Annotated in this window: 21 protein-coding genes and 1 pseudogene; 8 read left to right on the forward strand and 14 right to left on the reverse strand. The window is 47.4% G+C overall.

Going from position 1 to position 22,895, the window contains the following annotated elements; genetic code table 11:
* Positions 1-16 precede the first annotated feature (16 nt).
* Together envC and ACH0VJ_RS13235 are read left to right on the forward strand one after the other, a co-directional pair.
* Positions 17-1,276 carry a murein hydrolase activator EnvC gene (envC, locus tag ACH0VJ_RS13230; RefSeq protein WP_232456357.1) on the forward strand — a complete coding sequence of 420 codons (1,260 nt, stop codon included), beginning with the start codon at positions 17-19 and terminating at the stop codon, positions 1,274-1,276.
* A 3-nt stretch (positions 1,277-1,279) separates the two neighbouring features.
* Positions 1,280-2,242 carry a divergent polysaccharide deacetylase family protein gene (locus ACH0VJ_RS13235; RefSeq protein WP_001135518.1) on the forward strand — a complete coding sequence of 321 codons (963 nt, stop codon included), beginning with the start codon at positions 1,280-1,282 and terminating at the stop codon, positions 2,240-2,242.
* On the opposite strand, the gene ACH0VJ_RS13240 is transcribed toward ACH0VJ_RS13235, so the two are convergent.
* The 3 genes from ACH0VJ_RS13240 to kbl all read right to left on the reverse strand — a co-directional run bounded on the left by ACH0VJ_RS13240 (position 2,229) and on the right by kbl (position 5,988).
* Positions 2,229-3,263, reverse strand: a complete 1,035-nt coding sequence (locus ACH0VJ_RS13240) for a glycosyltransferase (protein ID WP_000798193.1) — start codon at positions 3,261-3,263, stop codon at positions 2,229-2,231. The two genes, ACH0VJ_RS13235 and ACH0VJ_RS13240, sit on opposite strands and share 14 nt — an antisense overlap.
* Positions 3,264-3,756: 493 nt before the next feature.
* Entirely contained in the window at positions 3,757-4,782 is a 1,026-nt protein-coding gene (tdh, locus tag ACH0VJ_RS13245; RefSeq protein ID WP_000645973.1) for an L-threonine 3-dehydrogenase, read from the reverse strand.
* Positions 4,783-4,791: 9 nt separating this feature from the next.
* The gene (kbl, locus tag ACH0VJ_RS13250; RefSeq protein WP_001213800.1) at positions 4,792-5,988 is read right to left on the reverse strand and encodes a glycine C-acetyltransferase; all 1,197 of its coding nucleotides are present in this window, start codon (positions 5,986-5,988) and stop codon (positions 4,792-4,794) included.
* Between the two features lie 202 nt (positions 5,989-6,190).
* On the opposite strand from kbl, the gene rfaD reads away from it, so the two are divergent.
* From rfaD to rfaL, 4 genes are read left to right on the forward strand one after another with little or no spacing between them, the layout of a single operon-like run.
* Positions 6,191-7,123: an ADP-glyceromanno-heptose 6-epimerase gene (rfaD, locus tag ACH0VJ_RS13255; RefSeq protein WP_000587771.1), complete on the forward strand. Its 933-nt coding sequence runs from the start codon at positions 6,191-6,193 to the stop codon at positions 7,121-7,123.
* A gap of 2 nt (positions 7,124-7,125) precedes the next feature.
* Positions 7,126-8,172: an ADP-heptose--LPS heptosyltransferase RfaF gene (gene rfaF, locus ACH0VJ_RS13260; RefSeq protein ID WP_000699196.1), complete on the forward strand. Its 1,047-nt coding sequence runs from the start codon at positions 7,126-7,128 to the stop codon at positions 8,170-8,172.
* Entirely contained in the window at positions 8,172-9,125 is a 954-nt protein-coding gene (gene rfaC, locus ACH0VJ_RS13265; RefSeq protein WP_001264617.1) for a lipopolysaccharide heptosyltransferase RfaC, read from the forward strand. The genes rfaF and rfaC overlap by 1 nt, the downstream gene beginning before the upstream one ends.
* 39 nt (positions 9,126-9,164) lie before the next feature.
* Positions 9,165-10,379 (forward strand): O-antigen ligase RfaL, encoded by a 1,215-nt coding sequence (gene rfaL, locus ACH0VJ_RS13270; protein WP_000958471.1) that lies wholly within the window; start codon positions 9,165-9,167, stop codon positions 10,377-10,379.
* Positions 10,380-10,435: 56 nt separating this feature from the next.
* On the opposite strand, the gene ACH0VJ_RS13275 is transcribed toward rfaL, so the two are convergent.
* The 10 genes and pseudogenes from ACH0VJ_RS13275 to rfaQ form a co-directional block, all read right to left on the reverse strand.
* The gene (locus ACH0VJ_RS13275) at positions 10,436-11,581 is read right to left on the reverse strand and encodes a lipopolysaccharide N-acetylglucosaminyltransferase (protein WP_000591830.1); all 1,146 of its coding nucleotides are present in this window, start codon (positions 11,579-11,581) and stop codon (positions 10,436-10,438) included.
* A gap of 99 nt (positions 11,582-11,680) precedes the next feature.
* The gene (gene waaZ / locus ACH0VJ_RS13280) at positions 11,681-12,490 is read right to left on the reverse strand and encodes a 3-deoxy-D-manno-oct-2-ulosonate III transferase WaaZ (protein ID WP_000536017.1); all 810 of its coding nucleotides are present in this window, start codon (positions 12,488-12,490) and stop codon (positions 11,681-11,683) included.
* Positions 12,491-12,639: 149 nt separating this feature from the next.
* Complete coding sequence (rfaY, locus tag ACH0VJ_RS13285; protein ID WP_000582819.1) at positions 12,640-13,338, reverse strand: lipopolysaccharide core heptose(II) kinase RfaY; 699 nt, start codon at positions 13,336-13,338, stop codon at positions 12,640-12,642.
* Positions 13,339-13,360: 22 nt separating this feature from the next.
* Positions 13,361-14,374 (reverse strand): lipopolysaccharide 1,2-glucosyltransferase RfaJ, encoded by a 1,014-nt coding sequence (rfaJ, locus tag ACH0VJ_RS13290; RefSeq protein WP_000376871.1) that lies wholly within the window; start codon positions 14,372-14,374, stop codon positions 13,361-13,363.
* Between the two features lie 17 nt (positions 14,375-14,391).
* The gene (gene waaO, locus ACH0VJ_RS13295) at positions 14,392-15,405 is read right to left on the reverse strand and encodes a lipopolysaccharide 3-alpha-galactosyltransferase (protein WP_000088477.1); all 1,014 of its coding nucleotides are present in this window, start codon (positions 15,403-15,405) and stop codon (positions 14,392-14,394) included.
* Positions 15,406-15,410: 5 nt separating this feature from the next.
* On the reverse strand, positions 15,411-16,490 hold the full coding sequence (gene waaB / locus ACH0VJ_RS13300; RefSeq protein WP_000683981.1) for a lipopolysaccharide 1,6-galactosyltransferase: 1,080 nt from the start codon (positions 16,488-16,490) through the stop codon (positions 15,411-15,413).
* 117 nt (positions 16,491-16,607) lie between these two features.
* Positions 16,608-16,769 (reverse strand): annotated as a pseudogene (locus tag ACH0VJ_RS13305) (glycosyltransferase family 8 protein); the annotation flags it as partial.
* Between the two features lie 55 nt (positions 16,770-16,824).
* Complete coding sequence (gene rfaP, locus ACH0VJ_RS13310; protein ID WP_000229825.1) at positions 16,825-17,622, reverse strand: lipopolysaccharide core heptose(I) kinase RfaP; 798 nt, start codon at positions 17,620-17,622, stop codon at positions 16,825-16,827.
* Positions 17,615-18,739, reverse strand: a complete 1,125-nt coding sequence (locus ACH0VJ_RS13315) for a glycosyltransferase family 4 protein (protein WP_001261582.1) — start codon at positions 18,737-18,739, stop codon at positions 17,615-17,617. Before ACH0VJ_RS13315 ends, rfaP begins: the two co-directional genes overlap by 8 nt.
* Positions 18,736-19,806 (reverse strand): lipopolysaccharide core heptosyltransferase RfaQ, encoded by a 1,071-nt coding sequence (rfaQ, locus tag ACH0VJ_RS13320; protein ID WP_001526672.1) that lies wholly within the window; start codon positions 19,804-19,806, stop codon positions 18,736-18,738. The genes ACH0VJ_RS13315 and rfaQ overlap by 4 nt, the downstream gene beginning before the upstream one ends.
* Before the next feature lie 408 nt (positions 19,807-20,214).
* Here rfaQ and waaA point away from each other — a divergent pair, with 408 nt between their 5' ends.
* Entirely contained in the window at positions 20,215-21,492 is a 1,278-nt protein-coding gene (waaA, locus tag ACH0VJ_RS13325) for a lipid IV(A) 3-deoxy-D-manno-octulosonic acid transferase (RefSeq protein ID WP_000891582.1), read from the forward strand.
* Positions 21,493-21,500: 8 nt separating this feature from the next.
* Complete coding sequence (gene coaD / locus ACH0VJ_RS13330; RefSeq protein ID WP_001171884.1) at positions 21,501-21,980, forward strand: pantetheine-phosphate adenylyltransferase; 480 nt, start codon at positions 21,501-21,503, stop codon at positions 21,978-21,980.
* A 27-nt stretch (positions 21,981-22,007) separates the two neighbouring features.
* Here the strand turns inward: coaD and mutM are convergent, their stop codons facing one another.
* Positions 22,008-22,817, reverse strand: a complete 810-nt coding sequence (mutM, locus tag ACH0VJ_RS13335) for a bifunctional DNA-formamidopyrimidine glycosylase/DNA-(apurinic or apyrimidinic site) lyase (protein ID WP_001114507.1) — start codon at positions 22,815-22,817, stop codon at positions 22,008-22,010.
* Positions 22,818-22,895: the final 78 nt, after the last annotated feature.

A 22,895-nucleotide genomic window follows, 5' to 3' on the forward strand; every position in this document is an offset into this window, starting at 1 on the left:
AAAGGCGATTAACACCATTCAACAGGCCGTGAAACCAAGAACGTTTTCAGTCAGGCCTTTGTTCTACGCCAGCGTACTTAGCGCTGGCGTATTGTTGTGCGCCTTTTCCGCCCACGCGGATGACCGCGATCAACTCAAATCTATTCAGGCCGATATCGCCGCGAAAGAACGCGACGTACGCCAGCAGCAGCAACAACGCGCCAGCCTCCTGGCACAACTTAAAGCCCAGGAAGAGGCCATCTCGGCCGCAGCACGTAAGCTGCGCGAAACGCAAAGCACCCTGGATCAGTTAAACGCGCAAATTGATGAGATGAACGCCTCAATTGCCAAACTGGAGCAGCAAAAAGCCAGCCAGGAGCGTAATCTTGCCGCGCAGTTGGACGCCGCTTTCCGCCAGGGCGAACACACCGGCATTCAGCTTATTCTTAGCGGAGAAGAGAGCCAGCGTGGGCAACGCCTGCAGGCCTACTTCGGCTATCTGAACCAGGCGCGCCAGGAGACTATCGCCGAACTGAAACAGACTCGCGAACAGGTCGCCACGCAAAAAGCCGAGCTGGAAGAGAAGCAAAGCCAACAACAAACGTTGCTGTATGAACAGCGCGCCCAGCAGGCGAAGCTGGAGCAGGCGCGTAATGAACGTAAGAAAACGCTTGCCGGACTGGAGTCGTCTATTCAGCAAGGCCAGCAACAGTTAAGCGAACTGCGCGCCAACGAATCACGCCTACGCAACAGTATCGCGCGGGCGGAAGCGGCGGCCAAAGCGCGAGCGGAGCGTGAAGCCCGCGAAGCGCAGGCGGTACGCGATAAGCAGCAGGAAGCCTCGCGTAAAGGCAGCACCTATAAGCCGACGGAAAGCGAGCGTTCGCTAATGTCCCGCACCGGCGGTCTGGGCGCGCCTCGCGGTCAGGCATACTGGCCGGTACGCGGCCCGATATTGCATCGCTATGGCGAACGGCTGCAGGGTGAGCTACGTTGGAAGGGGATGGTGATCGGCGCGTCGGAAGGCACCGAGGTCAAAGCCATCGCCGACGGCAGGGTGATTCTGGCGGACTGGCTGCAAGGCTATGGCCTGGTGGTGGTCGTGGAGCATGGTAAAGGCGATATGAGCCTTTACGGCTATAATCAGAGCGCGCTGGTCAGCGTAGGCGCGCAGGTACGCTCCGGACAACCTATCGCCCTTGTGGGCAGTAGCGGCGGTCAGGGCAGACCTTCGCTTTATTTCGAAATTCGTCGCCAGGGTCAGGCCGTCAATCCACAGCCGTGGTTGGGAAGATAAGTTTTGCCTCAGTTTCGTCGCTCCATTCTCACGCTGGCCACTTTGCTGGCGTTTGCACATCCCGTTTTCGCTGGCAAGCTCGCCATCGTGATTGATGATTTTGGCTATCGCCCGCACACGGAAAACCAGGTTCTGGCGCTGCCGCCAAACATCTCCGTCGCCGTACTGCCCAACGCGCCGCACGCGCGCGAAATGGCAACTAAAGCGCACAATAGCGGGCATGAGGTGTTAATCCATCTGCCGATGGCGCCGCTAAGCAAACAGCCGCTGGAGAAGGATACGCTGCGACCAGATATGAGCAGCGATGAGATCGAGCGCATTATCCGCGAGGCGGTAAACAACGTGCCGTATGCCGTCGGGCTTAATAACCACATGGGCAGCGCAATGACCTCCAGCCTGTTCGGTATGCAAAAAGTTATGCAGGCGCTGGAACATTACAATCTCTATTTTCTCGACAGCATGACGATTGGCAATAGCCAGGCGATGCGCGCGGCATCCGGTACGGGTGTGAAAGTGATCAAGCGCAAAGTGTTCCTCGACGATACGCAAAACGAGGCGGATATCCGTCGTCAGTTTAATCGCGCTATCGAACTGGCCCGTCGCAACGGTTCCGCTATCGCGATTGGTCATCCACATCCCGCAACGGTTCGCGTGCTGCAACAGATGGTTTATCGCCTGCCGGCGGATATCACCCTGGTACGTCCAGGCAGCCTGCTCAACGAACCGCAGGTAGATACGTCCCGACCTGGTGTAACGCCGCAGAAAATTGACGCGCCGCGCAATCCCTTTCGCGGCGTGAAGATGTGCAAGCCGAAAAAACCGCTGCAACCGGTCTACGCTACGCGCTTTTTCAGCGTCATCGGCGAGAGCATTACGCAAAGTTCCGTGGTTACCTGGTTTCAGCACCAGTGGCAAGGCTGGGGGAAAATCGCCGCGCCTAAAAACGTGAGCGCTAAGACAGATTGAGCGCCTTACGGGCCATACGACGGTGCGACAAGGTTTTGTCGCGCCATTGCCACAGCCGGAAAGACCAGAGCAGCGTCTGATAAGCCGCTTTCGCGCTGCGGACGTTAGCCATCATCCGTCTATACATGCCAGAAGTAAAAATTTCGGCAATCATACGCTGGCGGGTCAAAATATCAGGCTCTTTACGTACCGCATGACAAACGCGTAACGCTTCCCAGGTAATTTGCTGGCGAAATTCCGGGTAAATCGGAATACGACGGGCATAATCACGATTGAGCTTTTCTAATAATCGCGTAATTTTAATATAATGCCGCTGATAATTAAGATTTTTATTGCCTTGTCTTTGCAAACGGCTTACCGAATTATCATGCAGGAAATATTTATATAATGATTGTTCGGTATAACGTACGCGCGTGGCATTAAACATAACTTCCGTCGACCATAATATGTCCTGATGATGTAGTCCGGGAGCGAAAGTAATATTGTTATCGGTAATTAACGCACGTCGATAAACGCCCATCCAGACAACATGCGTCCAGCGTCGCGAGGCCAACGCCATACGCAACCAATCCGGTCCGCTTAATACCCCGGTGGAACGCAGACGATCGGTCGGAATAGATTGCCAGGCGTGCCCGGTTTTTCGGACGCACCAGTCCGCGTTGCACTGCGCAACGTCCAGATCATCGTTAAGCGCCATGGTCATCAGCGTTTCATACATCTTCGGGTAGACCTGGTCATCCGCATCGACAAAGGCGACATAATCGCCGGTCGCCGCTTGCAGGCCAAGATTACGGGCGACAGATGCGCCAGCATTGGCCTGATGAAGCAGTCGAACATGTGGGTAATGTTCCGCGTAATGTTTTGCTATCTCAACGGAATGATCCGTCGATCCATCATTCACAATAATAATTTCCAGCGCCGACCACGTTTGCGCGATTAACGACGCCATGCAAGCATTAAAATCCGCTCCCGCATTATATAACGGGATAATGATACTCACTTTGGTTTTACTATTTTTCATAACGATTACCAGAAAAACCTTAATTTACCCTGCCTTTATACTGTGGCTCTATTAAGAAACTATTAAGCCGCCATAATTAATTTTTACAGTAAAAAGCAAGCACAAAACTCAGAGTAGAGCGTGACGTTAGCGAGTAAAATAAGAGTAAAGCGCAATTACGAATGCTTGATGTCTATGACAATTCTTTACGGCTTTCCAGATTTTCCCTAACAAAAAAGGTTGGTGAATGACACCAACCTTTTACGATGAAACGTATATCAGACCCGATAAAATTATCGGGTCTCTATACCCTTCATACTTCAAGTTGCTTATGTGTTGGCTACGGATTACTCGGCCCATCCATGGGCCTCGCCCTGACGGGCCGTCGCACGCGACGTTCAAATCTGCTCCCGGCAGATTTGTCGTTCGCCCCAGTCACATAGTTATCTATGCTCCTGGGGACTCACTCCCTTGCCGCCTTTAAGCAACTCGAATTATTTTGGGTATATACATATTAATCCCAGCTCAGAATAACTTTTCCTGACTGGCCTGAACGCATGGCGTCAAAACCTTTCTGGAAATCATCAATAGAGAAACGATGGGTGATAATCGGTGACAGATCCAGACCGGACTGGATCAGCGCCGCCATTTTGTACCACGTTTCGAACATCTCACGACCATAAATACCTTTAATGAACAAGCCCTTAAAGATGACTTTTGTCCAGTCGATAGACATATCTGATGGCGGAATCCCCAGCATCGCAATACGACCGCCGTGATTCATGGTGTCCAGCATGGTACGAAACGCCGGCGGCGCGCCGGACATCTCCAGACCCACATCGAACCCTTCGGTCATTCCCAGCTCCGCCATGACGTCGTTCAGGCTCTCTTTCGCGACGTTGACCGCGCGGGTGACGCCCATTTTACGCGCCAGCTCCAGACGGTATTCATTGACGTCAGTAATCACCACATGACGCGCGCCGACATGTTTCGCCACCGCGGCGGCCATTACGCCAATTGGCCCCGCCCCCGATACCAGTACATCTTCGCCGACCAGATCGAAAGACAGCGCCGTATGCACCGCATTACCAAACGGGTCGAAAATAGAGGCTAAATCATCAGAAATGTTATCCGGGATTTTAAACGCATTGAACGCCGGGATGACCAGGTATTCCGCGAAGCAGCCGGGACGGTTGACGCCCACGCCGGTGGTGTTGCGACACAGGTGAGTGCGACCGCCGCGGCAGTTGCGGCAATGACCACAGGTGATATGACCTTCGCCGGAGACGCGATCGCCAATTTTAAAGCCTTTCACTTCCTGACCGATGCCGACCACTTCGCCAACATATTCATGCCCCACGACCATCGGAACCGGGATGGTTTTTTGCGACCAGTCATCCCAGTTATAGATGTGAACGTCAGTACCGCAGATGGCTGTTTTACGGATTTTAATCAGCAAATCGTTATGGCCGGCTTCCGGTTCCGGAACGTCGGTCATCCAGATGCCCTCTTCCGCTTTCAGTTTGGATAACGCTTTCATCTTACATCCTCAGGCAATCACGCCCAGTTGTTTACCAATACGCGTGAACGCGTCTACCGCACGCGTAATTTGCTCAGGCGTATGCGCCGCAGACATCTGGGTACGAATACGCGCCTGACCTTTTGGTACGACCGGATAGAAGAAACCGGTAACGTAAATGCCCTCTTTTTGCAGTTCGCGGGCAAATTTCTGCGCGACAACCGCATCTCCCAGCATTACCGGGATGATGGCGTGATCCGCGCCTGCCAGCGTAAATCCCGCGGCAGACATCTGCTCACGGAACTGCCGGGCGTTCGCCCACAAGCGATCGCGCAGTTCTGCGCCCGCTTCCACCATCTCTAACACTTTAATAGAAGCCGCCACGATCGCCGGCGCCAGGGAGTTGGAGAACAGATATGGGCGGGAACGCTGACGCAACCACTCAACGACCTCTTTACGCGCCGCGGTATAGCCGCCGGATGCGCCGCCTAACGCTTTGCCCAGCGTACCGGTAATAATATCTACGCGGCCCATTACGTCGCAGTATTCATGGGAACCACGACCGTTTTCGCCGACAAAGCCTACCGCGTGAGAATCATCAACCATCACCAGCGCATCGTATTTATCGGCCAGATCACAGACGCCTTTCAGATTGGCGATGACGCCATCCATTGAGAACACCCCGTCGGTGGCGATCAGGACATGACGCGCGCCGGCCTCACGCGCCTCTTTCAGCCGCGCTTCCAGCTCAGCCATATCGTTGTTGGCATAGCGATAACGCTTCGCTTTACACAAACGCACGCCGTCAATGATAGACGCGTGGTTCAGCGCGTCGGAGATAATGGCGTCTTCCGCGCCCAGCAACGTCTCAAACAAGCCGCCGTTAGCGTCGAAACAGGAGGAATACAGAATCGCATCTTCCATGCCGAGGAAGCTTGCCAGCTTTTGCTCCAGCGCTTTGTGGCTATCCTGGGTGCCGCAGATAAAACGCACGGACGCCATACCGAAACCGTGGCTGTCCATACCCGCTTTTGCGGCATTAATCAGCTCAGGGTGATTCGCCAGCCCGAGGTAGTTATTGGCGCAAAAGTTAATAACGTGGCTTCCATCCGCCACGGTGATATCCGCCTGCTGCGCAGATGTAATAATGCGCTCTTCTTTAAACAATCCTTCCACCCGGGCGGTTTCCAGATCGTTGGTTAACTGTTTGTAAAAATCCCCACGCATTGCGATTCTCCAGACTGGGCAAATTTCAGCACATATTACCCAAAGCGATACGTTGATACGAGATGACGCGTCATCACTTCTTTAAAATGCAGCATAAATCACGCGTATCCTCACGGGTTATCAGTGAATGGATGAATAGTGTTATGATAAGAGCATTCATGTCTGAGACAGTCTCTGACACCATAATTCAAAGGTTACAGTTATGATCATCGTTACCGGCGGCGCGGGCTTTATCGGCAGCAATATCGTTAAGGCCCTGAATGATAAAGGTATCACCGATATTCTGGTGGTGGATAACCTGAAAGACGGCACCAAGTTTGTAAACCTGGTGGATCTGAACATTGCTGACTATATGGATAAGGAAGATTTCCTGATCCAGATTATGTCCGGAGAAGAGCTCGGCGATATCGAAGCTATTTTCCATGAAGGCGCCTGCTCTTCCACCACCGAGTGGGACGGCAAGTATATGATGGATAATAACTATCAATACTCCAAAGAGCTGCTGCACTATTGTCTTGAGCGCGAAATCCCGTTCCTCTATGCCTCTTCTGCCGCCACCTATGGCGGTCGCACGTCTGATTTCATCGAATCGCGCGAATACGAAAAACCGCTTAACGTTTACGGCTATTCTAAATTCCTGTTTGATGAATATGTGCGCCAGATCCTGCCAGAAGCGAACTCGCAGATTGTCGGTTTCCGCTATTTCAACGTCTATGGACCACGTGAAGGCCATAAAGGCAGCATGGCAAGCGTGGCATTTCATCTGAATACACAGTTAAACAACGGCGAAAGCCCGAAACTGTTTGAAGGCAGCGAAAACTTCAAGCGCGACTTCGTTTACGTGGGCGATGTGGCCGCCGTTAACCTGTGGTTCCTGGAAAGCGGCAAGTCCGGCATCTTTAACCTGGGCACAGGCCGTGCGGAATCTTTCCAGGCCGTCGCCGACGCGACGCTGGCATACCATAAAAAAGGTAGCATTGAATACATTCCGTTCCCGGATAAGCTGAAAGGTCGCTATCAGGCGTTTACGCAGGCGGATTTAACCAATCTGCGCAACGCGGGCTACGACAAACCCTTTAAGACCGTCGCCGAAGGCGTCACGGAGTATATGGCCTGGCTGAACCGCGACGCGTAAGTATGAAAATTTTGGTCATTGGCCCGTCCTGGGTGGGCGACATGATGATGTCGCAAAGTCTCTATCGCACGCTTAAAGCGCGCTATCCCCAGGCGATAATCGACGTGATGGCGCCAGCCTGGTGTCGTCCGTTATTATCGCGTATGCCGGAAGTTAACGAGGCGATACCCATGCCGCTGGGCCACGGCGCGCTGGAAATCGGCGAGCGCCGCAGATTGGGCCATAGCCTGCGAGAGAAGCGCTACGATCGCGCCTGGGTGCTGCCAAATTCGTTTAAATCGGCGCTGATTCCTTTCTTTGCCAATATCCCGCACCGTACCGGCTGGCGCGGCGAAATGCGCTATGGCCTGCTGAACGATGCGCGCGTCCTTGATAAAGACGCCTGGCCGCTGATGGTGGAGCGCTACGTGGCGCTGGCCTATGACAAGGGCGTGATGCGCACGGCGAAAGATCTGCCGCAGCCGCTACTCTGGCCACAGCTCCAGGTTAGCGAGGGTGAAAAGTCGCTGATGTGCAGCGACTTTTCACTATCTTCTGAACGTCCTCTGATCGGCTTTTGCCCCGGCGCGGAATTTGGCCCGGCAAAACGTTGGCCGCACTATCACTACGCCGAACTGGCAAAGCAGCTCATTAACGAAGGGTACCAGGTCGTACTGTTTGGCTCGGCAAAAGACCATGAAGCCGGAAATGAGATCCTGGCGGCGCTGAATAGCGAGCAGCAGGCATGGTGTCGCAACCTGGCGGGGGAAACCCAGCTGGAACAGGCCGTCATTCTGATAGCCGCCTGTAAAGCCATCGTCACCAACGATTCCGGGCTGATGCACGTCGCGGCGGCGCTCGACCGCCCGCTGGTCGCCTTGTATGGCCCAAGTAGCCCGGATTTCACGCCACCGCTGTCTCATAAGGCCCGGGTGATTCGTCTCATTACGGGTTATCACAAAGTGCGTAAAGGCGATACGGCGCAAGGCTATCACCAGAGCCTGATCGATATCACGCCGCAGCGGGTTCTGGAAGAGCTTCATTCGCTGTTGTCGGAAGAGGGCGTTTAATGCGGGTTTTGATCGTTAAAACATCATCGATGGGCGACGTATTACATACCCTGCCTGCGCTTACCGACGCGCAACAGGCGATTCCGGGGATTCAATTTGATTGGGTTGTCGAAGAAGGGTTTGCGCAAATTCCGTCCTGGCACAGTGCTGTCGATCGCGTGATTCCCGTCGCTATTCGCCGTTGGCGCAAAGCCTGGTTTTCCGCGCCCATTAAAGCGGAACGCACAGCCTTTCATCGGGCGGTATGCGCATACCAATACGACGCTGTGATTGATGCGCAGGGGCTGGTGAAAAGCGCGGCGCTGGTGACGCGTCTGGCGCATGGGATAAAGCACGGTATGGACTGGAGTACCGCCCGCGAACCGCTGGCCAGCCTGTTCTATAACCGTAAACACCATATCGCAAAGCAACAACATGCGGTTGAACGGACGCGCGAGCTGTTCGCCAAAAGCCTGGGATACGATAAACCGCAGTCGCAGGGCGATTATGCCATCGCAAAACATTTTCTGCATTGCCAGCAGGCGGTTAGCGATCCGTATGCGGTGTTTTTACATGCCACGACCCGCGATGATAAACACTGGCCGGAAGCAAACTGGCGCGAGCTTATCGGTATGGTGGGCAACACCGGATTACGGATAAAACTTCCCTGGGGCGCGCCTCATGAGGAGGCCCGGGCTAAACGACTGGCCGAAGGCTTTGACTATGTGGATGTGTTACCGCGCATGAGCCTGGAGGAGGTCGCCAGAGTGCTGGCTGGCGCAAAATTTGTCGTATCGGTTGATACCGGCCTGAGCCATCTCACCGCCGCGCTCGACAGACCGAATATTACGCTATATGGCCCAACGGACCCTGGGTTAATTGGAGGTTATGGGAAGAACCAAATGGCATGCTGCTCACCAGAACAGAACCTGGCGAATTTAGATGCCACAAGCGTATTTGGAAAGATTCATTAAAGAGACTCTGTCTCATCCCAAACCTATTGTGGAGAAAAGATGCTAACCACATCATTAACGTTAAATAAAGAGAAATGGAAGCCGATCTGGAATAAAGCGCTGGTTTTTCTTTTTGTTGCTACGTATTTTCTGGATGGTATTACGCGTTATAAACATTTGATAATCATACTTATGGTTATCACCGCGATTTATCAGGTCTCACGCTCACCGAAAAGTTTTTCTCCTCTTTTCAAAAATAGCGTATTTTATAGCGTAGCAGTATTATCATTAATCCTTGTTTATTCCATACTCATATCGCCAGATATGAAAGAAAGTTTCAAGGAATTTGAAAATACGGTACTGGAGGGTTTCTTATTATATACTTTATTAATCCCCGTACTATTAAAAGATGAAACAAAAGAAACGGTTGCGAAAATAGTACTTTTCTCCTTTTTAACAAGTTTAGGATTACGTTCGCTGGTAGAAATTGTCTTTTATATTCAGGACTATTCCAGGGGGGTGATGCCATTTACAAACTATGACCATCGACATATATCTGATTCAATGGTATTTCTGTTCCCGGCATTGTTGAATATCTGGCTATTCAGAAAAACATCGCTCAAACTCGCTTTCTTTGCGCTGAGCGCCGTCTACTTATTTTTAATGTTAGGCACCTTGTCGCGGGGAGCATGGCTGGCAGTTTTAGTGGTGGGCGTTTTATGGGCGATTTTGAACCGCCAGTGGAAACTAATGGGAATTGGCGCTGCTATCCTGGTTATTGCTGGCGTTTTAGTTATCACTCAGCAAAGCCATAAACCGGATCAGGAGCGACTACTGTATAAATTACAGCAGACAGATAGCTCATATCGTTATACTAACGGAACGCAGGGCACCGCGTGGATACTGATTCAGGAAAACCCGATCAAGGGCTACGGCTATGGTAATGATGTGTATGATAGTGTTTATAATAAACGCGTTGTCGATTATCCAACGTGGACCTTTAAAGAATCTATCGGTCCGCATAATACCATTCTGTACATCTGGTTTAGTGCAGGCATATTAGGTCTGGCGAGCCTGGCCTATTTATATGGCGCTATCATCAGGGAAACAGCCAGCTCTACCTTCAGGAAAGTAGAGATAAGCCCCTACAATGCTCATCTCTTGCTATTTTTATCTTTCGTCGGTTTTTATATCGTTCGTGGCAATTTTGAACAGGTCGATATTGCTCAAATTGGTATCATTACTGGTTTTCTGCTGGCGCTAAGAAATAGATAAAAAAACGCGCTGATACTTATTACGGTATCAGCGCGTTTTTCATCATCAGAACTCAATCACTTATCAAACCAGCTTTTCATTTGTTCCTCGAAACGCTGCGCTACATTTTCCCAACTGTATTTTGAAAACACCAGGGATTTTGCTTTTTCGGCAATCTGGTGGCGTTCCTTATCAGCAAGCGCACGGTTAATATCATTAATTATACTGTCGCTCGACATAGGCTCTGCGAGGTGATAGCCCGTTATGCCATCTAACACAAATTCGCTAATCCCCCCTTTTTTGCTGGCAAGAACCGCTTTTCCTGCTGCCATCGCTTCTACAGCCACCATGCAAAATGCTTCTTCAACCTGAGATGGCACAATAACCAGATCGGCTATATGATAGAAGTTATGCATCTGGTCAGGAGATTGCCCCCCAGCCATAATACAATCCGTTCCAATCTCTTTTGCGGCGTCCAGTACTTTCTTTTGATACTCTGCTTTTTCACCCTTGCGGCTTGCATAAGGGTCGCCAACAACGACAAGTTTAATATTACTTCTTAAGGTACGTAATTGTTTGAACGCCTGCAAAAGCAACAGGATGCCTTTATCAGGCGAAATTCTCCCGGCATATAAGAGAACGGTGGCATCTTCCGCAATATTTAATTGCTGACGAAGATTATCTTGTGGGTTTCTTTTATAAGTCTCAGCACAAAAACCATTAGGCACAATACTAACAGCAGCGGCGGGCAATCTTTCTTCATAAAACGCTTTAAGAAACTGACTGGGCACGATAATTTTTGCATCGTTATCAGGAAGTTCTGGTTCAAACGCGTTATGCATGTGCATAACCAGTTTTGCATTCGGATTGCGCTCTCTGATCTGCCGATACAGTTTCATACTATTATGAATAACAATGACGCTATCTTCCTGGGTAGTCACTTTATCTCTAATATTAAGGACGCGCTGGGAATAGGGTAGTGGGTCGAGACGAGTCCATTTCTGAAAAAGACGCTTATAAACTTTACTAAAGCCAATGTAATGAATATCACAGTTATCGTTTATTTTATTATATTCAGGATAGCCAGCATTCTTTATACAAGCAATAGCACTCGGTATTGATAGTCGTTTTGCAACCTGGTAAATCCAGGTTTCTACCGCAGCCGCACCACGAGGAGGAATTGAAAATATAGGAGTAACAGTAAATATGATTTTTTTAATCATAATAGCTATAATCCAGAATAGTTAACTTTATAGAAAAAGAAATGTTATAGAAAAAGAAATGCGTGCCGAAGCAACGCAAAATAATGATTTATCTAGTGTCTAGACAATTTTATCGTAATATATTTCATCCTCAAGCTCCGAGGCTGTAATATATGGAATAATATCGTAATGAATTGCAGTATCATCTGATAAATTAAAGATATTTAAATCACTCACATTTTTTCTCATAAAAGTAAAAAATGGCAGTATTTTAAACAGGTCTTTACTAAGCTCAGATGGCATAGGGCTGGTAGATTCGTCATAGAAACGTGGGCAACTCCCTGTTAAGTCAAGCCCAGAACATATAATACGACCATACTTAAGGGAATAGGCAACTTGAATAGCGGTATAAGCAATAGTATGGCAAGAGCAATACCCGATGCTGATATCCTTGCAAAATCCAGCCAGTCGCCCTCTTTTCGAAAGAGGAACTGAAATAAGTAATGCTTTATGAACCCGCTTGAGGATATTAAATTTAATTTTCTTTAAAAAGCCCCCTTTTTCTCGGCGATAAAAGGAGCGAATAATTAAACAGTTTTCTTCAATATATTTTTGATCATCCACTGAAGCCTGTTCGTACACATCAAGATTGACGATAGTAAACTGACTGTTACGGCTAAAGTTATAAAAATCTTCGCGCCGGCGATGGAGGAAGCGAACATCCGTCAGAAGGTACAAAAATGGCTTGACGTTATTGTTTAGCAAATATTGAACAGAACCATTGACTGCAATGACATCTTTCATTCGTAACAAGGACAGCGGCGTCTTTCTGGACGTAGGACCAGAAAGAAAAATAATACAATCTTCAGCCGTTCTTTTCGCAATAAGTTGCAGAACATCGGCGTGAGTTATGAAGTTAACGCTGCCCATAAAAAACTCGTATGTTTATCATGCAACCTATAAATAAATGTTATATTCAATAACTAATATTACATCTCAAATTCTCTCAAGTATGTCATAACGCTGCAGCAAATAAAAGTCAGTCAGCCCCTTAAATTAAACCAAACGTGCTACATTGCTCAGCGCTTTTCCTTACCCTTAATATGACGCAAGAAATTTCGAAGTTTTTTCTTATAAATCAATAAGTAAAATCCGATATCTCTCACATTATTTTTGATACCATAATGTCTTTCTAAATCAATACGATCCTTTGCTTTTCGTTGTCTGGAAGGTCTTTTTCCGGACAAATCGATAATTCTGATCTCATTGCCTTGCAGGATAAAGTTACCTTTATGGGGATCGCCCGAAACCATACCATGCTGATGCAGAGAATATATCGACTGTTTGATTTTTCCTCTCACTTCGTCAGAAATTTCTGGCATATCAACAAGTTCAATACCTTCAATATACTCAATTATCATCACGTATGTTTTTACATAGCGTAATGTTTTAATTTCCGCCAGCAGGTAAAAATCATTAAGCGCCGCAAACCCTTCACGCCGCACACGATCTGTCTGATGAAAAAGCTTTTCGTAGTAATCCCCTTTTACTAACGATTTAAAAAAGCGTTCAGTATTTTTTACTTTTGGGCTAAATACTTTGAGAATATATTTTCCGTAGTCTGTATTAATCAGTACAACTTTTGTATCTTCTATATTACGGAAGACTTTAATAACCTGATGATTATAAGATAGAAAATCTTTGAATATCTCAATGTATTTTTCACCGTCTTTTTTGACAAAGACGGTATAGTTTTTAACCTTTTTTTCAATAATCATAATGGAGATTTAGGGAAGAGAATTATTTGTGGAAAAGTTTACGATAAAGATATGCGCTTCCAGCCAGAAGGCCTTTAAAATAATGACCTTGCACGAGAAGATGTTTATATCGCTTCTTAAATTCGACTATGGTACGCGCATCTTTTGCGGGAAAATCTTTCCAGGGCGAGTTCAGTCGTGCATTTTTATAATAGATAACTGAAGGATAATTTGCCCAGGCATGCCATGGTTTTGTAGCGCCCGTATAATGAATTAAAACAGTATTATCATTAATTATATTGCTATATTTTTTATGTGACTTATCTTTCAACTCACTTTTGATAGTATAAATGGTATTATACGGTCGCGGTAGAAAAATGACTTTGTCCTGTAGGAGAATATTCAAAACATCCTGATCGGGATATTTAAAAGAGTCAGCTTCTTTACCTGCCAGAAGTAAAAATGCCTTTTCAGTTAAGGCATTCTCTTGCCATAATTTCAGGTTAACAAAAACCACGCCGGAGTTAAAATAACCACCTTGTAAATTAAATGCTCTTAATCTCTCATTTACCTTATTCTGGATGGAATCAACATCTTTTACGACCGCAGCAATCTTCTCTGTCAAATCAAGTTGTAGAAGATCTTGCAAAGATCCTTTGCATACAACATCGGCATCCAAATAAAGTAGTGTATTTACCTTCTTGCTGAGATAATCGAAAGCAAATAAACGAAAATACATTGCTCTCGACCATACTTTAGTTTGAGGCAATACTTCAAGGCTTTCTACTTTAATAAGATAAAGAGAAATTTTTATGTGATGCTGTACGGCTAAACGCTCTATATATTTTACAAAACACGGGGAGTATGAATCACAAATAATGTGAAAAGCGAGCGGGATATTATTGTTTAATATAACTGAAGCGATTGATACCCCCACACCATCAAGATAGTTTTCATCAACGCCATAAGAAATGTTTAATACGTTATCATCATTATTATTATTACTTTCATCAAAAACTTTATATTCAGCTATTTCTATCTCAGGAAATGAATCCATTACATCACCTATGGGTTTTATTCAAGAAGTTTACGTTTAAAGTAGGCTATATAATAATTTACACCCGAAGTATAATGCTTCTGATTAAACATATGCTTTGCCGCATAACGTAACTGATGGCTAGTGACTGGATTTAAAAGTGCACAATGAGACCATGGTGAGTTGCTCTTAGCCTGTAAAAAATATTGTGACACAGGGTAAGCCCCCCAACTATGCCAGGGCTTCGTTGGTCCGATATAATGAACAAATACAGTCTCAGCATCGACTGGATTAATAACTGAATCTTTTAATTCATAGTTAAGACTAAATTGTGTATTAAATTTTTTATCAACAAAACGCGCTTTATTCACTAACAATATATTTAATACATCCTGATCAAGGTGCGTTATGCGCTGTACTACCTCCGGATCTTTTAGCATTTCAATCGCTTTCTTAGAGATATTTTCTGCGGTCCAAAGAGGTATGTTAATTAAAATAAAACCGGCATTAAAATAGCCAGAAACCAGCCCAGGCGTTGCCAGGCTAACCGAGCGCTTAGTCCACCATTCCAACTCGCCTTCAGCAACGACAGCCGCAATCTCATTTTCAGCAAAATTAAGATCAATAAGTTCCTGAATACTCCCCTTACATGCAATATCTGCATCCAGATAAAGTATTCTATCTGTTTTATCTGAAAAATAATCGGCGATAATGAATCTAAAGTATGTTGCATAGGTCCAGTTTTTGGTACTGGGTAGCGATTTTAAGCGCTCACAGTCGATTAGGTAAACAACAATCTGCGTAGCGTACTGTTTTGCTAATGCCTCAAATCGCTGCTGGTCTTCAGAGTCAAAGAAATCGGTAAAAACATGGAAAGCTAACGCCTTCTCTGGGTTAGCAAGGAGAACCGATGCAATAGAGACACCACAGCCAAAAAGAAAGTTTTTATCAATCCCATAAGCTATATTAAATTTATCAGCATCACTATGTTGTGCATAGTTATAATCTAAAGTCTGTTGAATGACTTCTTCTTCAAAATATTTTCTGCTCATAGTGATCACTTTTGTAATTTCGAGAATATCGCATTATTAAAATTTTTAAAATATAGCACATCGTAAAATCTCTCAATCGTGCCGGGAATAATATCATGCTGATATTTTACTTCACCAGAAATAACACGATTAAGGTGTCCTACAAAATCATCTATAGCCCCCGGGGTGTAAAGCTCACCATTCAAACCGGGTTTAATCATATCGCGCGGGCCAGACATACAATCAGAACTAATACACGGAATTCCATATGACATTGCTTCCAGCAGGGTCATAGGAAATCCCTCAAACGCAGAGGTAAGTAGTAACGCGGTGATATTTTTTATTTTTTGCTGTACGACTTGCCACGGCGCTCTTTGCCAACCATACCAGATCACACGCTGCTCAATACCAAGCTCCCGACTATAGGCCTGGCACTTTTCAAAATCTGAGCCATCACCAATAATATGTAGCTGCCATTCCCCTGTCGTACGAGCTAAGCCATCAAATAAATCTTTAACTCTTTTCTGCCCTTCAAATTTAAGACGCCCTACATAGAGAAATACAGCGGGTTTATCGCGCTCAGGCGGCGGCACAATGATTGTTTTAATAGAGACAGGATTATAAACGACGCTAATATCTTGCGCTGAGATACCCCGTGCCATCATCTGTTCTTTAATACCACTACTGATGGCCAGATGATAATCCGCGTACGTTATACATTCTGCATGTTTTTTATGGTCGAGCGAAAAATGCGGCCACGAGAAAATAGTAAACTGTTTACCACTTTTCTTTCGTGCTTTATTGGCATAAAGACATGAGATGACATCAATACATATCACAATATCTGGTGACGTTTCTTTCAGCCATTGACTAAAATTATAAACATGCTTAGCTCGACGAAGGAAACTTAATTTTATATTTGAGAATGATTGCGCATATTTAATCTCTTTTAGCCATGCTTTATCCATTTTGTCATTACGACAAAAGAAAAACATTTCACAGTTGATTTTCGGAGAGCTATTTTCAAACGTATGGATAACGTTGCTAATAACGGTTTCCATCCCTCCAAAACCAGATACCGCTTCGCCAATAAATGCTATTTTCATATATACCCCAGAGTTAAAACCTTAATCTAAAGACTTTAGATATTAAATAGCAAAAATAGTAATATAACCCTATAGAGTAATTTTTACCTGACATCTCTCTTTTTGCTTTAAGGCGTAGTCAATATCTTTATTATTTTCGATAATGGAATATATTGCCACACCTGCTGGCATTATAAAACCATGATCAAAGCAAAGAGCAATGTCCAGTCTTCTTCCAAAAAAATCATCATGTTGAATTATGTTTTTTTGGTTTGAAATATAACTTTTAATGTCAGACATTCTGTCTATCCTTGTCTCACTCATAAATTACTCACTGAGTGCATAATTATTATAATTACAGATTTTTTCTTATTGTTCTTTCTTTAATTCGAGCGGCTTTAACATCCGCCTGGTGAATCAACCCCGATTCTTTTTGCAAAATCTCTCGCAGGGGGAGAGAGAAATACTCACGCATAAACCGGAATATATCTCGCTGAGTCAGGCCAATATTCATTGAAGAAAAATAAAGCCCAATTAAATCTTTGTCACGCCAGCGAAGGGGAACGTGCTGACGTATCTGCGCGCGATGCAGGTCAATTACGGAGATTTTTAAATCCTCTTCGCGACCAGTGAAAGGTAAATGCAGAAGAAAGTGGCAAATATAACAGTCGCGATGGTTAATTCCCCCGGCGTGCATTTTACGTACCATAGTCGCAACACGCTTAATGATCATCCACTTCACCTGCGCGTCCGGTGGATTAACAGCCCAGTCAGCACAGTAGTCTTCAAGGCTAATGGTGGGCGTTAAATCTTCGGTGATAATAAATGATGTTCTGGTTAGCGGGTTTACGCCTTTTTCACCAAAACCAACGCCGTGCATCGTATCAACGCCCAGCTCATGTAGACGATGAATAGCGTGCCATTCTCTGTCAGCGCCCAAAACAGGCATACGTAACGAAATCAGGTTCTTCACAATTTCTTTCAGCGAAGTGCCTTTATGCCACTTCAGGAAGTAACTTTTGCCGTCCAGCTCGAACCGCAATGTTCGACGCGTCTCCAGCTCTCTGAACACTTCGCCCTGTAACGTTTTCACTTCCTCAAAAGCATCTTTACCGCGCCATAGTGTGGTTAACGGCGCTTTCAGCTCAACCATCTAAATCACCTGTAATAATATCTGCGGCCTTCTCCGGTAAGCTGTATAAATCCTGGGTATCAGCATAATACCGCGCATTTTCAGCCCAGGCGTTGCGTAAGGAAGGCTGTGTCAGCACTTTGAGTAAAACCTCATTTAGCGCATCCTGGCGAAAAGGTTCCGTCATCGCTTCGCCACAGTTTGCATCCACAATATAATGTGCATAACCGCACACCGCGGTTGTCAGCACCGGCAAACCAGCAGTAATGGCTTCCAGCAAAACAATACCAGCAGCTTCCTGATAGGCTGGGTGCAGTAAAAGGTCGGCTGCCGCCATTAACTCCGCGATATCATTACGTCCGGAGAAAAAATGCACATTCGTGCCGACGCCGCTTCTTTCAGCCAGTGCTGCAAACTTCTTCGGCTTATCCTGCCCGACAACATAGAGCACCGTATTTTGCCGTAAAGATTCGGGTAGCGATGCCAGCGCTTCAATAGAGCGATCCACACCTTTACGGGTAAAGTCAGACCCTACTTGCAACAGTAATTTTTGCTGTTCTGAGATACCATTTTTCTGACGATAAATTTGACGACTGTTCGGGATCTGTTGACTATATTTTCTGTCCGGGTAAATCCCCGGAGGAAGAATATGGAAACGCTCCGCTTCAGTCTGATAATGTTTTTGGAAGTCAGCAATCTGCTTATTCGTCAGCATTAATAGTTGCGTCTGCTTGCCGTGTTCAAACGTGGCGCGTTCAAAAGCAGCATAATGCCGATAGCGTGATGTCAGGCGATAGAAAAAACCTTTTTCCTGTGCGACTTTTTCGGCATAACACACGTCTGCGGCGTAATACACATCAAGGCCCGGCATCTTATTGAATCCAACCACCCGATCGACAGGGTGGTCGCGCAAATGGTGTTGCACCCAGGCATAATATTCTGCGTTACGACCGTGGTTCGTCCGGGATTTAACCGGCACGCGGATTAATTCAAAGTTATCCGGGCATTCCCCTTCCCATGACTGAGTATAAACACGAACCTGATGACCTCGCGCCGCCACGGTTTGGGCAATGCGCATAAAATCACGCTGCAGACCGCCAAAAGGAAAATACTTATATAAGCAAAAGGCAACTCTCATAGCAGGCTGTCCAAATCTATGGTGCGTGCCTCATGCGGCAGCATTTTTTCCGTCGCGGCGATAACATCTTCAGCCGGAATCACGGAAAGGTATTTTTTATTACGATCAAGCTCATGCCGTTCAGGCATCGGCTGATAATTGCCTGCCCAAAACTGAATGATGTCGTCGGTCCAGGGACGCCAGAACACATGATCCGTCGCGCCGAAAAGGCAAATGACCGGCGTTTTGACTGCTGCGGCAATATGACCAGGGGCCGAATCAACGCCGATAAAGAGATCCGCATGGTCAATCAACGCGCCCAATTCAGGAAAGCGAGTTTTACCCGCCAGACCAGTAACCGGTTTTGTTTCACAGCCGCGTGCAATAGCATCCACGCAGGCCATCTCGTCTGCGGCCGGGCCTGACGTCAGTACAACTTGATAACCGCGGCGCTGCACGGCATCAATAACCTGCGAGAATTTATCATTATCCCAGCACTTAAATAGCTGCCGTGCCGTAGGCTGAATAACAACATATTGTCGGGTCACACCAAGTTGTTTGAGCTGTTGTCGCATGTTTTCCCAATGTTCCGGGCGATAGCTCATGGTGGTTTCCGTGACATACTGTTTTAGCGCTAACGGCTTTAGCGCGGATAATGTGCGCTCAACAGCATGTTCTCCCGCATAAGGTACTAAATGCGTAAAGCTCTTTTTCCATAGAGCAGACTGACGATTACCGAAATCCTGCGAGATTTTTATTTTTGCGTTTAAAAAACGCACAATAAGCGCCACGCTCCACTGATCGGTGAGATTGACGACCAGATCATACGAGTTAGCACGCAATTTTTTGATTAGCGATAGCGCGTTTTTGATCTTCTCTTTTGTTCCTGCGCCTTTGTTACTGATGCCGTAGAGTGCATTAATCTCCGGATTTTCCGACAATATCGGTATGGTGTTCTGGTAAAGAAGCACATCGATTTTTGCATCGGGATAATTCTGCTTCAGCGTGCTGATGACAGGGGTGGTAAGTAACATGTCTCCATGAAAACGCATTTTTATAATCAGAATTCTTCGAAATGGCTTTTCCACAAGCGACTCTTTGGTTGAAATTGTCCGGATAAATAAGCAGAAAAAAGCACGCTACCGCCCCAGGCTTCACAGCAACCCGATGGCTAATACCGCACTCATTTTAGATGCGCTAGTGTAACACTTCTTTCGCAGCAATCCGATACGAATAATTTTTATACACAATCATTTTTTTAATCATAAATTCAAAGAGATAATAATTTATCCCCCTCTTGTGAATGGTCATTCCCATTGTCTGGGGCGACAAGGGCGGCAAATTTCAATGGATTGCGTAAAAATGCAAAAATAATGGGGTTCAGCGCCTGGAATCCTCGCTTCTGAGCCAATTTGGCGCAAAAATGGGAAAAGTAATGGTAAAGCCCAGGCTAAATACATAGAATCCCCAGCACATCCATAAGTCAGCTATTTACTATGCTCGAATTGCTTTACACCGCTCTTCTCTACCTTATTCAGCCTCTGATCTGGATACGGCTTTGGGTGCGTGGACGTAAAGCGCCGGCCTATCGTAAGCGCTGGGGTGAACGCTACGGATTCTACCGCCGTCCGTTGAAACCGGGCGGAATCATGCTGCATTCCGTCTCGGTGGGCGAAACTCTGGCGGCCATCCCATTGGTCCGCGCTCTACGTCATCGCTATCCCGATCTGCCTATTACCGTAACGACCATGACGCCGACCGGCTCGGAGCGCGTCCAGTCCGCCTTTGGCAACGATGTTCAGCACGTTTACTTGCCTTATGATTTGCCCGATGCGCTCAATCGTTTCCTCAATAAGATTGATCCTAAGCTGGTATTGATCATGGAGACTGAGCTCTGGCCAAATCTGATTGCTGCGCTGCACAAACGTCATATTCCGCTGGTTATCGCTAATGCGCGGCTTTCCGCCCGCTCCGCCGCGGGTTATGCGAAGCTTGGCAAGTTTGTCCGTACGCTCTTGCGCCGTATCACCCTGATTGCCGCGCAAAACGAAGAAGATGGCGAACGCTTTGTGGCATTGGGCGCGAAGAACAATCAGGTCACGGTCACCGGCAGTCTGAAATTTGATATTTCAGTTACGCCGCAGCTGGCGGCTAAAGCCGTTACGCTACGCCGCCAGTGGGCGCCGCACCGTCCGGTCTGGATTGCCACCAGCACCCACGATGGCGAAGAGAGTATCGTTATCGCCGCTCACCAGGCGTTATTACATCAATTCCCGAATTTATTACTGATTCTGGTGCCCCGCCATCCGGAGCGTTTCCCGGATGCTATCAATCTTGTGCGTCAGGCAGGGTTAAGCTACATCACTCGTTCTTCGGGCGAAGTACCGTCCGCCAGCACCCAGGTCGTGGTAGGCGATACCATGGGCGAATTAATGTTGCTCTATGGCATTGCCGATCTCGCCTTTGTTGGTGGTTCGCTGGTTGAACGCGGCGGTCATAACCCGCTGGAGGCCGCCGCTCATGCGATTCCGGTACTGATGGGTCCGCATACCTTTAACTTTAAAGATATTTGCGCCCGTCTGGATCAGGCGAGCGGACTTATCACGATTACCGATGCGGCTACGCTGGCAAAAGAAGTTTCCTCTTTACTGACCGACGCTGATTATCGTAATTTCTACGGACGTCACGCAGTTGAAGTGCTGTATCAAAATCAGGGCGCGCTCCAGCGTCTGCTGCAACTGCTGGAACCTTATCTGCCACCGAAAACGCATTGAGGACTGTCATGCAAAAACGGGCGATTTATCCAGGTACGTTTGATCCGATTACTAACGGTCATCTCGATATTGTGACGCGCGCAACGCAGATGTTCGACCATGTCATTCTGGCTATCGCCGCCAGCCCCGGCAAGAAACCCATGTTCACCCTGGACGAACGTGTGGCGCTGGCGCAAAAAGCGACCGCACACCTGGGTAACGTAGAGGTGGTAGGCTTTAGCGACCTGATGGCCAATTTCGCCCGCGACAGACAGGCGAATATCCTGATTCGTGGTCTGCGCGCGGTGGCGGATTTTGAATATGAAATGCAGTTGGCGCATATGAATCGCCATCTGATGCCGCAACTGGAAAGCGTTTTCCTGATGCCGTCCAAAGAGTGGTCGTTTATTTCATCGTCGCTGGTCAAAGAAGTGGCGCGCCATCAGGGCGATGTGACCCACTTTCTGCCGGACAATGTGCATCAGGCGCTAATGGATAAGTTGAAATAAGTTTCCTACCTTGCCGGGCCTGGCATTTTACTTCTGACAGTGACGGCAATAGAACGTCGCGCGCTGTGCGTGTTTCGTTGCGACTATCGGCGTACCGCATACCCGACACGGCTCGCCTTTGCGCCCGTACACCTGCAACTCCTGGGCAAAATAGCCCGGCTTCCCATCGCTTTGCAGAAAATCCTTCAGCGTTGTCCCGCCTTGTTCAATAGAGCGCAGCAAAACGGCTTTAATCACCCGCGCCAGCAGGTCGCACTCCGCTGTCGAGAGTGACGACGCCAGGCGGTCAGGGTGAATACCAGCGGCAAACAGCGACTCGCTGGCGTAGATATTCCCCACGCCGACCACCAGCTTGTTATCCATCAGCCAGGGTTTAATCGCCGTCTTCTTCTTCGCGCATTTCTGTTGCAAATATTCGCCATTAAACTCATCGCTTAGCGGCTCCGGTCCCAGATGCGCCAGTACGTTATGCCCTTCCAGCTCTTTGGTCCATAACCAGGCGCCAAAGCGGCGAGGATCGGTATAACGTAGAATTTTGCCGTTGCTCATCACCAAATCGACATGGTCGTGCTTTTCCGCCGGCAGCGCTTCCGGCAGTATCCGCAAGCTTCCCGACATCCCCAGGTGAATAATTATCCAGCCGTCAGGCAGCTCCAGCAGTAGATATTTAGCACGACGCTGAACGCTAAGGACGGGTGTATCGCTCAGACGATAAATTTCATCTGAAACCGGCCAGCGCAGACGGCCGTTACGGATATGGGCGTGCAGGATAGTAGCGCCAACTAAATGGGGTTCAATACCCCGGCGGCTGGTTTCAACTTCGGGTAATTCAGGCATAACGTCTCCGGCTGTGTGGCAGGTCTCATTAATATGGGGACGGCCAGAAAACAAAAAACCCCGCCGAAGCGAGGTTTT

This window comes from Salmonella sp. 2020_1459, from assembly GCF_043847915.1.
GTDB classification, from domain to species: domain Bacteria; phylum Pseudomonadota; class Gammaproteobacteria; order Enterobacterales; family Enterobacteriaceae; genus Salmonella; species Salmonella enterica.